The sequence below is a fragment of the Streptomyces sp. NPDC002463 genome (genome assembly GCF_042889835.1).
GTDB classification, from domain to species: domain Bacteria; phylum Actinomycetota; class Actinomycetes; order Streptomycetales; family Streptomycetaceae; genus Streptomyces; species Streptomyces nymphaeiformis.
In genome coordinates, this window is the sequence record NZ_JBIARL010000015.1 from 98,956 (window position 1) to 110,859 (window position 11,904).

The 11,904-nt window shown below is 72.4% G+C and carries 11 protein-coding genes; 8 read left to right on the top strand and 3 right to left on the bottom strand.

The window, feature by feature from the left end; genetic code table 11:
- The first annotated feature begins 2 nt into the window (after positions 1-2).
- The gene (locus tag ACFYX3_RS28265; RefSeq protein WP_389018926.1) at positions 3-233 is read left to right on the top strand and encodes a hypothetical protein; all 231 of its coding nucleotides are present in this window, start codon (positions 3-5) and stop codon (positions 231-233) included.
- A gap of 22 nt (positions 234-255) precedes the next feature.
- Here the strand turns inward: ACFYX3_RS28265 and ACFYX3_RS28270 are convergent, their stop codons facing one another.
- The 3 genes from ACFYX3_RS28270 to ACFYX3_RS28280 all read right to left on the bottom strand — a co-directional run bounded on the left by ACFYX3_RS28270 (position 256) and on the right by ACFYX3_RS28280 (position 2,059).
- Positions 256-1,230 (bottom strand): hypothetical protein, encoded by a 975-nt coding sequence (locus ACFYX3_RS28270; protein WP_389018929.1) that lies wholly within the window; start codon positions 1,228-1,230, stop codon positions 256-258.
- A 152-nt stretch (positions 1,231-1,382) separates the two neighbouring features.
- Positions 1,383-1,775 (bottom strand): hypothetical protein, encoded by a 393-nt coding sequence (locus ACFYX3_RS28275; protein ID WP_389018932.1) that lies wholly within the window; start codon positions 1,773-1,775, stop codon positions 1,383-1,385.
- Complete coding sequence (locus ACFYX3_RS28280) at positions 1,772-2,059, bottom strand: hypothetical protein (RefSeq protein ID WP_123459143.1); 288 nt, start codon at positions 2,057-2,059, stop codon at positions 1,772-1,774. Before ACFYX3_RS28280 ends, ACFYX3_RS28275 begins: the two co-directional genes overlap by 4 nt.
- A gap of 93 nt (positions 2,060-2,152) precedes the next feature.
- Here ACFYX3_RS28280 and ACFYX3_RS28285 point away from each other — a divergent pair, with 93 nt between their 5' ends.
- The 7 genes from ACFYX3_RS28285 (at position 2,153) to galK (ending at position 11,867) form a co-directional block, all read left to right on the top strand.
- Complete coding sequence (locus tag ACFYX3_RS28285) at positions 2,153-3,958, top strand: ABC-F family ATP-binding cassette domain-containing protein (RefSeq protein ID WP_389018936.1); 1,806 nt, start codon at positions 2,153-2,155, stop codon at positions 3,956-3,958.
- A gap of 136 nt (positions 3,959-4,094) precedes the next feature.
- Positions 4,095-5,942 (top strand): hypothetical protein, encoded by a 1,848-nt coding sequence (locus tag ACFYX3_RS28290; RefSeq protein ID WP_389018939.1) that lies wholly within the window; start codon positions 4,095-4,097, stop codon positions 5,940-5,942.
- 13 nt (positions 5,943-5,955) lie between these two features.
- Positions 5,956-7,764: a PQQ-binding-like beta-propeller repeat protein gene (locus tag ACFYX3_RS28295; RefSeq protein WP_389018942.1), complete on the top strand. Its 1,809-nt coding sequence runs from the start codon at positions 5,956-5,958 to the stop codon at positions 7,762-7,764.
- 153 nt (positions 7,765-7,917) lie between these two features.
- The gene (locus tag ACFYX3_RS28300; protein WP_116165486.1) at positions 7,918-8,601 is read left to right on the top strand and encodes a LuxR C-terminal-related transcriptional regulator; all 684 of its coding nucleotides are present in this window, start codon (positions 7,918-7,920) and stop codon (positions 8,599-8,601) included.
- Positions 8,602-8,722: 121 nt separating this feature from the next.
- Complete coding sequence (galT, locus tag ACFYX3_RS28305) at positions 8,723-9,766, top strand: galactose-1-phosphate uridylyltransferase (protein WP_389018945.1); 1,044 nt, start codon at positions 8,723-8,725, stop codon at positions 9,764-9,766.
- The gene (gene galE / locus ACFYX3_RS28310; RefSeq protein WP_389018948.1) at positions 9,763-10,731 is read left to right on the top strand and encodes a UDP-glucose 4-epimerase GalE; all 969 of its coding nucleotides are present in this window, start codon (positions 9,763-9,765) and stop codon (positions 10,729-10,731) included. Before galT ends, galE begins: the two co-directional genes overlap by 4 nt.
- Positions 10,728-11,867: a galactokinase gene (galK, locus tag ACFYX3_RS28315; RefSeq protein WP_376582216.1), complete on the top strand. Its 1,140-nt coding sequence runs from the start codon at positions 10,728-10,730 to the stop codon at positions 11,865-11,867. The genes galE and galK overlap by 4 nt, the downstream gene beginning before the upstream one ends.
- The last annotated feature ends 37 nt before the right edge of the window (positions 11,868-11,904 follow it).

Consider the following 11,904-nt stretch of genomic DNA (forward strand, 5'->3'; position numbering starts at 1 on the left):
GTATGAAACTGGTCAAGCCGGAGTTCCACCCGCTGTCGAAGCTGCTGGGCAACGCGGCCCTGTTCGTCCTCTTCGCCGCGGGCGGCTACGTGTACGCCCGTGACGAAGGCTCGTTCCACGGGATCTGGCGCTGGATCTCCCTCGCCGCCGCCGTCTTCATGCTGCTCGGCGCCTACCGGGGCATGTCGCTCGCCTGGCGCGAGTGGCGGGGACGACGGTCCGCGCGGGCCTAGGGCCCGTCTTCCGGGTCAGGCCCTAGAGCTTGTTCCTGGAGATGCGGGCGAGCAGCAGGTTCGGGTCCGGGTTCGTGGTGTCGAAGAAGGCCGCGCTGTTCACGTAGACCGTCTTGGCGCGGACCGCCACCGAGGTCGGGTTGTCGAGGCCGTCCGCCGCCGTGAGGACGGTCTTGTGGGTGCCGTCCGCGCGGACGAGTTCCAGTTCGTTCACCGAGTTCAGTGCCGCGAGGACCGTGTCGCCGTGGCCCGTGAAGGCGAAGTCGTCGATGCCGGTCAGCCCGACGGCCCTCGTCTCGATCGGGCCGGCGGTCCGGTCCGGGCCGAACGGGATGCGGAGCAGGGTGCCCTGGGCCGTGTTGGAGACCCAGACGGCGTCGTCGTGGATCTTGAGGCCGTTGGCGCCGAAGGGGAGCTGCGGGGAGGGCGCGAGTGCTGCCCCCGAGGCCCAGACCGTCGGGTCGCCGCCGTTCAGCGGGATGCTCCACACCTCGCCCCGGTTCGAGTCGGCGGCGTAGAGGGTGTCGCAGTGCTCGTCGAGGGCGATGCCGTTGGGGAAGGCGTCGGCCGGCAGCTGGGCGATCTGCTCGGGGGTGCCGCCGCCGGGGGCGATCCGCCAGATGCCGGTCTCGGCGGTGCCGGTGGCGTAGGCGGCGTAGAGGGTGCCGTCGTGGGCGCGGGCGATGCCGAGGGCGATGGCGGCGCCGATGTTCGGGGTCTGCGGGTTCGCGACGTCGGGGAGCGTGGCGATGGTCTTCCAGGCGCCCTGCCTGTTCACGCGGGCGATGGCGTGGGCGAAGGCGAAGGTGATGTCCGCGGAGCCGTCGGGTTCGAGGGCGATGTTCTCCGGGGTCTGGCCCTCGGCGAAGTCGAAGTGGGCGATGACGCGGGGATCGGTCACGGTCGGGTCGACGGCCGACGCGGGGCCCCCGGCGAGCAGGGTGAGGGCGGTGGTGGCCAGGGCGACGGCGGCCAGGCGGGGGTGTCTCGACGACATGGGCTTCTCCTCGTGGGGGGTGTAGAGACCTGAGGAGAGGCTGTCGGGTGGCCGGCCGGGGAGTGCGGCAGCCGTGGCCGGGAGGTCGCCCGCGTGGCCGAGGGCTTGGGGCCGGTTGGCAGCGCGGGGCACCGCCGGCCGGCGGCCGGGGGTCAGTCGTCGAGGCGCTCGTCGTCGATGTCCACGGTCACGGTCCCGGGCGGGTAGAGGTCCGCCCGGTCCGTCAGGATCAGGTCCATGGTGGGGCGATGAGGTGCGGGCAGCGCGGTGTAGAGCGCATGGCAGACGTCGGGTCCGCCGAAACCGCCGCGCACCATCCGCGCGACGGTCACGGACGCGACCGTGTCGAGCGGGACGACGTCGATGCCGGGCAGTGCAAGGGCCGCGTCGCCCGCGCCCTCGCCCTCGGTCTCGGCCTGGAGGAGGCAGAGGGCGGGCACCTGGAGGTGGCGGAACGGCGACGCGGCCGCGTTGTCGGCGACGCGCTGGAGTTTGCGGTGGCCGCGCGCGAGGGCGAGTACGGCGGAGGTGTCGAGGATGATCACGCCGCCGTGTCTCCGAGGGCCTTGCGGGCGTTCGCGGCGGCGATCTCGTAGACCTTGTCCAGCGCGTTCGGGGTCGCGTCGAACTCCTCGTCGGTGAGGGTGGAGTGCATCCGCTCGCGCATGATCCGCCGGCTCTCGGCCACCTTCTCCCGCGCCTGCGCGGCGGTGAGCTGGGTCGCGGCCAGTTCGGTGACGAGCGCTCCTATCGTGGTGCCCCGCTCCCGGGCCAGCGAGGCGAGATGGTCGCGGGTGGTGTCCGGCACCTTGATGGTGGAGTCAGCCATGCGGCGATGGTACACCGCTGGTGTACCGGAGGTGTACCGGCGGTGGCGCGACGTACCCTAGGACGTCGATCGATCCCCCGTACAGGAGTCAACGTGGCCGTCAACCTGGTCAATGTCGAGGCCGTCAGCAAGGTGTACGGCACCCGTGCCCTGCTCGACGGGGTCTCGCTCGGCGTCTCCGAAGGGGACCGGATCGGCGTCGTCGGGCGCAACGGCGACGGCAAGACCACCCTCATCCGGATGCTCGCCAAGCTGGAGGAGGCCGACAGCGGCCGGGTCACCCACAGTGGCGGGCTGCGCCTCGGGGTGCTCACCCAGCACGACTCCCTCGACCCGAAGGCCACCATCCGGCACGAGGTCATCGGCGTCATGGCCGACCACGAGTGGGCGGGCAGCGCCAAGATCCGCGACGTGCTCACCGGCCTCTTCGGCGGTCTCGACCTGCCGGGCTTCGAGAAGGGCCTCGACACGGTCATCGGCCCGCTCTCCGGCGGCGAGCGGCGGCGCATCGCGCTCGCCAAGCTCCTCATCGACGACCAGGACCTGATCGTCCTCGACGAGCCCACCAACCACCTCGACGTCGAGGGCATCGCCTGGCTCGCCGGCCACCTGCAGAACCGCCGCTCGGCACTCGTCTGCGTCACCCACGACCGCTGGTTCCTCGACCAGGTCTGCACCCGCATGTGGGACGTGCAGCGCGGTGCCGTGCACGAGTACGAGGGCGGCTACTCCGACTACGTCTTCGCCCGTGCCGAGCGCGAGCGGATCGCCGCCACGGAGGAGGCCAAGCGGCAGAACCTGATGCGCAAGGAGCTGGCCTGGCTGCGGCGCGGCGCCCCCGCCCGTACCTCCAAGCCGCGCTACCGCATCGAGGCCGCGAACGAGCTGATCGCCGACGTGCCGCCGCCGCGCGACACCAGCGAGCTGATGAAGTTCGCCAACGCCCGCCTCGGCAAGACCGTCTTCGACCTGGAGGACGTGAGCATCACCGCCGGCCCGAAGGAGCTGCTCAAGCACCTCACCTGGCAGCTCGGCCCCGGCGACCGCATCGGCCTCGTCGGCGTCAACGGCGCGGGCAAGACCTCACTCCTGCGGGCGCTCGCCGAAGCGGCCGTCAGCCAGGGCGAGAAGCAGCCCGCCGCCGGCCGGATCGTCGTCGGCAAGACCGTCCGCCTCGCCTACCTCTCGCAGGACGTCACCGAACTCCCGGCCACGCTGCGCGTCCTGGAGGCCGTGCAGCAGATCCGCGACCGGGTCGACCTCGGCAAGGGCCGCGAGATGACGGCCGGCCAGCTCTGCGAGCAGTTCGGCTTCTCCAAGGAGAAGCAGTGGACGCCCGTCGGCGACCTGTCCGGTGGTGAGCGCCGCCGCCTCCAGCTGCTCCGCCTGCTGATGGACGAGCCGAACGTCCTCTTCCTCGACGAGCCCACCAACGACCTCGACATCGAGACCCTGACGCAGCTGGAGGACCTCCTCGACGGCTGGCCGGGCTCCATGGTGGTCATCTCCCACGACCGCTTCTTCATCGAGCGCACCACCGACCGGACGTTCGCGCTGCTCGGCGACCGGACTCTGCGGATGCTGCCGCGCGGCATCGACGAGTACCTGGAGCGCCGCCGGGCGATGATCGAGGCGTCGGTCCCGGCGCCCGCCGCCGCGCCCGCGCAGCAGAAGCCGGGCGTCTCCGCCGCCGACGCCCGCGCCGCCAAGAAGGAGCTGCAGAAGGTCGAGCGGCAGCTCGACAAGCTCTCCGACAAGGAGGCGAAGCTGCACGCCCAGATCGCGGACAACGCCACCGATTTCGAGAAGGTGGCCAAGCTCGACGCGGAGCTCCGGGAACTCGCGGGGGAGCGGGAGGAATTGGAGATGCGCTGGCTGGAACTGGCCGAGGACGCCTAGGCCCGGCCCGCCGGGGCGCATAACGAGGGCATCACAGGCCGGTCCTCCCTTGGGTACAAGGGGCGGACCGGTCGCTTTTGCGCCAGCGCGTGAGTGGTAGAAAGAAAACCCGTTCACGTCAAGGGGGAAACCGCAGATGACCCAGCCGCCCAGCAACCAGCCGCCGGGGGGCTTCGGAGCCCCCCAGGACCCGAACCAGGGTGCCGGCCAGGGCATGCCGCCCGTGCCGCCGGTCCCGCCGCAGGCTCCGCAGACGCCGCCCGCGCCGCAGACCCCGCCGGCGGCCGCGCCGGGGCCGTACGGGCAGGCGCCGCAGCCCGGTTACGGATACCCGCAGCAGGGCCAGCCGGGCCCGTACGGTCAGCCGGGGCAGCAGGGCCAGCCGGGTCCCTACGGCCAGCCGGGTCAGCCCGGTCCGTACGGCCAGCAGCAGCCCTACGGCTACCCGCAGCAGGGCCAGCCCGGCCCGTACGGCCAGCAGCAGAACCCCTACGGCGGCTACCCCGCCCCGACCCCGCCGCCGGCTCCCGGCGGCGGCGGTCCGTTCAAGGGCCGGACCGGAATCGTCGCGGGCGTGGCCGCCGCGGCCGTCCTGGTCGCCGCCGTCACGACCTGGGCCGTCGTCGGCGGGGACGACGACGAGGACCCGGTCGCGAAGCCCACCTCCACCGCGACCGCCACCGGCGCGCCCAAGCCCACCGAGTCGGTGGACCAGGGCGACGGCTCCGGCGACGGCGCCAAGGACGGCGACGAGGACCTCAACGCGGGCCGCCAGGCCGGCGAGGCGAAGGTCGACTGGCTGCTGAAGAACGACGTCGACCTGCCCCGCAACGGCTCCGACGTCTTCGGCCCGTGGATCGTCGGCGACACCGTCGTGAAGGCGATGTACAAGGGCATCGACGGCTTCGGCCTGAGCGACGGCAAGCGCAAGTGGCACGTGGACGTGCCGTTCGAGCTGTGCGCCGTCCCGCCGGAGCCCGCCGCCGACGGCTCCATGGTCTTCGGGTACGCCGAGAGCGCCAAGGACGGCGCCAAGTGCACCAACCTGCAGAAGATCGACCTCAAGACCGGCAAGGCCGGCTGGAAGAAGGCCGTCCCGAAGGCCACGGGCCTGTTCGCCTTCGACGACAACACCCTGGCCATCAGCGGCAACACGGTCACCGCCGCCGGTTCCAGCAGCGCGTACGGCTTCTCGCTCGCCGACGGCCACCAGCTCTTCAAGGGCGCCGACACCGGCTGCAAGCCCTTCGCGTACGCGGGCGGCAGCAAGCTGATCGCCGCCATGAACTGCCCGTCGGGCAGCACGACCAAGAAGATCCAGGCGGTCGGCCAGGTCGACCCCAACACGGGCAAGCCGAAGTTCACCTTCCAGCTGGAGGCGAACTGGGAGGTCGACAAGGTCTACTCGGTCGACCCGCTGGTCGTCTCGGCCACCCAGCGCGAGCAGAAGAAGTGGACGATCTTCTCGCTCGACGCCAACGGCCGGCTCCGCTCCACGATCCAGGGCGGCAACGACAAGTTCGCGCCCTCGTGCGGCGGCAGCTTCGTCATCTTCGGCAAGAACCTCCAGGGCTGCACGGGTGTCGCGGCCGACGCGAACACCTTCTACATGTCGACCGAGACCGACTACGGCAAGACGAACGAGGTCGTCGCCTACGACCTGAAGACCGGCAAGGCCAAGTGGCGCGCCAAGGCGCCCGAGGGGCGGAAGGTGACCCCGCTGCGCATGGAGGGCCCCGACGTCCTGCTGTACATGCAGACCACGTACGACAAGGGCGGTGCCGTCGCGACCCTCGCCCCGACCGGTGGCGCGCCGAAGATCCTGCTCCAGCACCCGGCCTCGACCTCCGAGATCGAGTCGAGCTTCTACAGCCCGGGTTACGCCTACGGCAGCGGCACCTTCGTGGTGGCGGCCGGGCGTGTGTCGGCGTCCAACGACAAGGAAGAGATGCAGGTCAAGACGATGATGGCCTTCAGCAAGTGAGGTACGCGGACCGATGACGCAGCCACCCCCGCCCCCGCCGAACCAGCCCCCGGACCCGAGGGGCGGCTTCGGCGCGCCGACGCCCCCGCCGCCGCAGCAGCCGGGCTACGGCTACCCGCAGCAGCCGCCGGCCGCCCCCCAGCCCGAGCCGGGGTACGGCTACCCGCAGCAGGCGCCGCAGCAGCCGTACGGCTACCCGACCGCGCCCCAGCAGCCGCAGCAGCCCCAGCAGTACGGCTACCCGGCCCAGCCGCAGCAGCCGGGCCAGCCCCCGTACGGCTACCCGGCCCAGCCGCAGCAGCCCTACGGCCACCCGCAGCAGACCGTCGCGGCTCCGGCCGTGTCCGGCGGCAAGAAGCTGTCGGCGCAGATGCAGATCGTCATCGCGGCGGTCGTCGCCGTCGTCCTGATCGTCGGCGTCGGCATCTGGTACGCCAACTCCGGTGACGGGGGCGACGAGGCCAAGGGCTCTGGCGGCACCTCGCAGGGCTCCACCGGCGGCGACACCGGCGGCAAGGGCATCGGCGGCGGTGGCAAGGAGAAGCCGGGGGCCAGCACCAAGGCGAAGGTGTCCTTCCTGGTCGGGGAACCGAAGGTCGCGGACGTCACGGACGTCTCCGGTTCCTTCGTCACCGACAAGGCGTTCGTGAAGCCGGGCGTGAACTCCCTCGTCGCCTACGACCTGGACAAGGGCAACGTCCTGTGGACGCTGCCGCTGACCGGTCAGATCTGCGGCACCTCGCGGCACGTCACCGCGGACAACAAGGCCCCGATCCTCTTCGAGGCCGCCAAGCGCGTCGCGCCGCGCTACTACCAGCAGTGCACCGAGGTCGGCGTCGTCGACCTGAACACCGGCAAGCTGCTCTGGTCGACCTCCGTCACCGGCGGCTCCGCGGGTGACGCGAAGGCCCGGTTCGGCGAGGTCACGCTCAGCGGGACGACCGTCGCGGCCGGCGGCACCGACGGCGGCGCCGCCTTCGACCTCGCCAACGGCAACCCGCGCTGGAAGCCGCAGGCCAACGACCAGAACTGCTACGACATGGGGTACGGCGGCGGCGAGGGCCTCGTCGCGGTCCGCAAGTGCGGTCAGTACGACAACCCGAACGTGCTGATCCAGAACCTCAACCCGACGACGGGCGCCCCGCTCTCGCAGTTCAAGATGCCGCCCGGCGTGAAGTACGCCTCGGTCGTCTCCACGAAGCCGCTGGTCGTCGCGACCGACATCGGCGACAGCTCCGGCGACGGCAGCGGCATCACGGACTTCTTCTCGATCGACGAGAAGACCGGCAAGCTGAAGGCGAAGATCACGGCGGACCCGGAGCAGTACGCGGCCCGCTGCCGCCCGACCGAGGTCGAGTCCTGCCAGCAGGCGCTCGTCGGCAACGGCCGGCTGTACCTGCCGACCGAGGAGCACGAGGGCAGCACCGGCGAGTACGGCGACGAGACGAACGAGATCATCGGCTTCGACCTGACCACCGGGCGCACGGTGCCGGAGAAGGCCGACGCGGGCGACAAGTACACGTTCGTCCCGCTGCGGATGGACGGCGGCAACCTCATCGTCTACAAGGAGCCCCCCTACAACCAGGGCGGCCGGATCGTCTCGGTCGACGGCGGCACGATGAAGGAGACGCTCCTCCTGGAGAACCCGGCGAACAAGTCGCTCAACAACCCCGAGTCGAGCTTCAGCCTGAACGGCGCCGAACTCCTCTACCAGAACGGGCGGTTCTTCATCTCGGAGAACATGGTCAGCAAGCCGCGGGAGAACCCCGGGCCCAACGACATCAAGGAGTACCTGATCGCCTCCTGGTCCGTCGGGCACTGACGACGCGCTGACGACCCGCACGACCCCGTGGGCCCCTCCGGTGATCCGGAGGGGCCCACGCGCATGTCGGCGGCCGGGGCGGGGGAGCGTGTAGCTTGCCGGTTTCAGGCCGCCGGGGCGTCCGGCCGGCCAGGAGGAGGGGGGATGACCGGGATGGGCGTACGCCTCGTGGTGGTGGACGACCACCGCCTGCTCGCGGAGGCGCTCGCCTCGGCGCTGAAGCTGCGCGGGCACCGGGTGCTCGCGGCGGCCGCGCCGGTGGCGGGGGCCGCGGAGCTGGTGGTGAGCCGGGCGCCGGAGGTCTGCCTCCTGGGCACCGCGGCGCCGGACGCGCCGGGGACCTTCGACCCGGTCGTACGGATCAAACGGGAGCGGCCGCAGGTGGCCGTCGTGGTGCTCGGCCCGGTGCCGTCGCCGCGCGGGATCGCGGCCGCGTTCGCGGCCGGGGCCTCGGGGTACGTCCGGCACGACGAGCGCATCGAGGGCGTCGAGCGCGCCCTGGTGAAGGCGCGGGCGGGGGAGCCGGCGGTGGCGCCGCAGCTGCTCCAGGGGGCCTTCGCGGAGCTGCTGCACCCCTCGGCGCAGCCGGACGACGAGGCGCAGCGCCTGCTCCGGCTCCTCACGCAGCGGGAGGTGGAGGTCCTCGTGCGGGTCGCGGAGGGCGAGGACACCCGGCTGATCGCGGCCGGGATGGGGATCGCGCCGAGCACGGCGCGGACGCACGTGCAGCGGGTCCTGATGAAGCTGGGGGTCGGTTCGCGCCTGGAGGCGGCGGCGCTCGCCGCGCGTACGGGGCTGCTCGACCGGGCGCTGCCGGGACCCCGCGGCCCGCACTGAGGATGCTCGTTCCGCCGGCCCCGTCCGTGTGAGGGGGCCGGCTTCGCCATTGACGGTGATGTTCGAATGTGGTTTTTTATGCGTGGTTCTGTTTGGTTGGTCCTGCCCGGAGGGCACCCCCGTGAAGAAGACCGTCACCACGCTCGCCGACGGGCGCGAGCTGATCTACTACGACACGCGCGACGACCTGGTCCGCGCCGCCGTCGACCCGCGCCCCCTCGCCCCCGTCGTCTCCCGCTCCGAGATCCGGTACGACGAGCTCACCGGCGACCGCGTCGCCGTGGCCTCGCACCGGCAGGCCCGCACCTACCACCCGCCGGCCGACGCCTGCCCGCTCTGCCCCGCCCGGGACGGCCGCGAGAGCGAGATCCCCGAGGAGAGCTACGAGGTCGTCGTCTTCGAGAACCGCTTCCCCTCCCTCTCCGGCGGTGTCGGCCGCTGCGAGGTCGTCTGCTTCACCGACGACCACACCGACTCCTTCGCCGACCTCACCGAGGAGCGCGCCGCGCTCGTCCTCGACGCCTGGACCGACCGGACCGCCGCGCTCGCCGCCCTGCCCGGAGTCGAACAGGTCTACTGCTTCGAGAACCGCGGCGCGGAGATCGGCGTCACGCTGCCCCACGCGCACGGCCAGATCTACGCCTTCCCGTACGTCACGCCCCGCACGGCCGCCATGCGCCGCCGCGCCGACGAGCACCGTGCGGCGACCGGCCGGAACCTCTTCGACGACGTCGTCGCCCGCGAACGCGCCGACGGCGAGCGGGTGGTCCTGGAGACCGAGCGCTGGATCGCCTTCGTGCCGTACGCCGCCCACTGGCCGTACGAGGTCCACCTCCACCCGAAGCGGCGGGTGCCCGACCTGCTCGCCCTCGACGCCGCCGCGCGCACAGAGTGCGCACAGGTCTACCTGGAACTCTTGAGGCGCTTCGACCGGATCTTCGGCCCGGACGAGCCGCCGACGCCCTACATCGCCGCCTGGCACCAGGCGCCGTTCACGGACGAGCGGCGCGAGGACTTCGGACTGCATCTGGAGCTTTTCACCGTCCGACGGGCCTCTGGCAAGCTGAAGTTCCTCGCGGGCACCGAGTCCGGCATGGGCGCGTTCATGAACGACATCCGGCCGGAGGACGCGGCCCGACGACTCCGAGAGGTGGCAAGCGCATGACACGGAAGTATCTGGTGACGGGGGGCGCCGGGTACGTGGGCAGCGTCGTCGCCGCCCACCTCCTGGAGCGGGGCCACCGGGTCACCGTCCTCGACGACCTCTCCACCGGCTTCGCCGAAGCCGTCCCCGAGGGCGCCGAGTTCGTCGAGGGCCGCATCCAGGACGCGGCGAACCTGCTCGACGACTCCTACGACGGCGTCCTGCACTTCGCCGCCTTCTCCCAGGTCGGCGAGTCCGTCGCCCGGCCCGAGAAGTACTGGGAGAACAACGTCGGCGGCACCATGGCCCTGCTCGCCGCCATGCGGTCGGCCGGCGTCCGCAAGCTGGTCTTCTCGTCCACCGCCGCCACCTACGGCGAGCCGGAGACCGTGCCGATCACCGAGACCGCGCCGACCGCGCCCACCAGCCCGTACGGGGCGAGCAAGCTGGCCGTCGACCACATGATCGGCGGGGAGTGCGCCGCCCACGGCCTGGCCGCCGTCTCGCTGCGCTACTTCAACGTGGCCGGGGCGTACGGCTCCCTCGGCGAGCGCCACGCGCCCGAGTCCCACCTGATCCCGCTCGTCCTCCAGGTCGCCCTCGGCCGGCGCGAGGCGATCTCCGTGTACGGCGAGGACTACCCGACCCCGGACGGCACCTGCGTCCGCGACTACATCCACGTCGCCGACCTCGCCGAGGCCCACCTCCTCGCGCTCGACGCCATGACGGCCGGCGAGCACCTCATCTGCAACCTCGGCAACGGCAACGGCTTCTCCGTCCGCGAGGTCGTCGAGACCGTCCGCAAGGTCACCGGCCACCCGATCCCGGAGATCACCGCCCCGCGCCGCCCGGGCGACCCCGCCGTCCTGGTCGCCTCCGCCGAGGCCGCCCGCGAGCGGCTCGGCTGGACGCCGTCCCGCCCGGACCTCGCGGACGTCGTCGCCGACGCCTGGGCGTTCGCCCGTCTCCGGGAGGAGGGCGCATGAGCCTCGCCGCCGACTTCGAGGCGCTGTACGGCGCCGCGCCCGACGGCCTCTGGGCCGCCCCCGGGCGGGTCAACCTCATCGGGGAGTACACCGACTTCAACGACGGCTTCGTGCTGCCGCTCGCCCTGCCGCACACCACCGTCGCCGCCGTCTCCCGCCGTGACGACGGCGTCCTGCGCCTGCACTCCGCCGACACCGACGGCGGGATCGTCCAGCTGGACGTCGACGGCCTGGAGCCGCTCTCGGGCGGCGGCTGGGCCGCCTATCCGGCCGGTGTCGTCTGGGCGCTGCGGGAGGCCGGGCACCCGGTCGCCGGGGCCGACGTCCACCTCGCCTCGACCGTGCCCACCGGCGCCGGGCTGTCCTCCTCGGCGGCCCTCGAGGTCGTCATCGCGCTCGCCCTGAACGACCTGTTCGGGCTGGGGCTCTCCCGCCCCGAGCTCGCCCGGCTCGCCCAGCGCGCCGAGAACGCCTTCGTCGGCGTGCCCTGCGGGGTCATGGACCAGATGGCCTCCGCCTGCGCCGAGGAGGGCCACGCCCTCCACCTGGACACCCGGGACCTCTCGTACCGTCAGGTCCCCTTCGACCTCGCGGGGGAGGGGCTGCGGCTGCTCGTCGTCGACACCCGCGTGAAGCACGCGCTCGGGGACGGCGCGTACGCCGAGCGGCGCGCCGGGTGTGAAGCGGGTGCGCGGGCGCTCGGGGTGCGCACCCTGCGCGAAGTCAGCGCCGCGCATCTGCCGGAATCACTCGCACGACTGAGCGACGAGACGATTCTGCGGTACGTGCGGCACGTCGTCTCCGACAACGCGCGCGTGGAGCGGACCATCGCCCTGCTCGACGCCGGCGCCACCCGGGAGGTCGGCCCGGTCCTCACCGAGGGCCACGCCTCCCTCCGGGACGATCTGCGGGTCTCCTGCCCGGAGCTCGACCTCGTCGTCGAGGCGGCGAACGCGGCCGGGGCGCTCGGCGCCCGGATGACCGGCGGCGGCTTCGGCGGCTCCGCCGTCGTCCTGGTCGAGACGGAGCGGGCGGAGGAGGTGTCCGCCGCCGTGGGGAAGGCCTTCGCCGCGGCCGGATACGCGCCCCCGGGGATCTTCCCGGCCGTGCCGTCGGCGGGCGCGCGCCGCCTTTAGAACAGCGTCCCCGACCACCGCTCGCGTTCCCACGACT

Excerpts from the sequence above, each read along its gene's own strand:
- ACFYX3_RS28265 (WP_389018926.1), top strand. The coding sequence starts at position 3 with ATGAAACTGGTCAAGCCGGAGTTCCACCCGCTGTCGAAGCTGCTGGGC.
- ACFYX3_RS28270 (WP_389018929.1), bottom strand. The coding sequence starts at position 1,230 with ATGTCGTCGAGACACCCCCGCCTGGCCGCCGTCGCCCTGGCCACCACC.
- ACFYX3_RS28280 (WP_123459143.1), bottom strand. The coding sequence starts at position 2,059 with ATGGCTGACTCCACCATCAAGGTGCCGGACACCACCCGCGACCATCTC.
- ACFYX3_RS28290 (WP_389018939.1), top strand. The coding sequence starts at position 4,095 with ATGACCCAGCCGCCCAGCAACCAGCCGCCGGGGGGCTTCGGAGCCCCC.
- ACFYX3_RS28295 (WP_389018942.1), top strand. The coding sequence starts at position 5,956 with ATGACGCAGCCACCCCCGCCCCCGCCGAACCAGCCCCCGGACCCGAGG.
- ACFYX3_RS28300 (WP_116165486.1), top strand. The coding sequence starts at position 7,918 with ATGGGCGTACGCCTCGTGGTGGTGGACGACCACCGCCTGCTCGCGGAG.
- galE (WP_389018948.1), top strand. The coding sequence starts at position 9,763 with ATGACACGGAAGTATCTGGTGACGGGGGGCGCCGGGTACGTGGGCAGC.
- galK (WP_376582216.1), top strand. The coding sequence starts at position 10,728 with ATGAGCCTCGCCGCCGACTTCGAGGCGCTGTACGGCGCCGCGCCCGAC.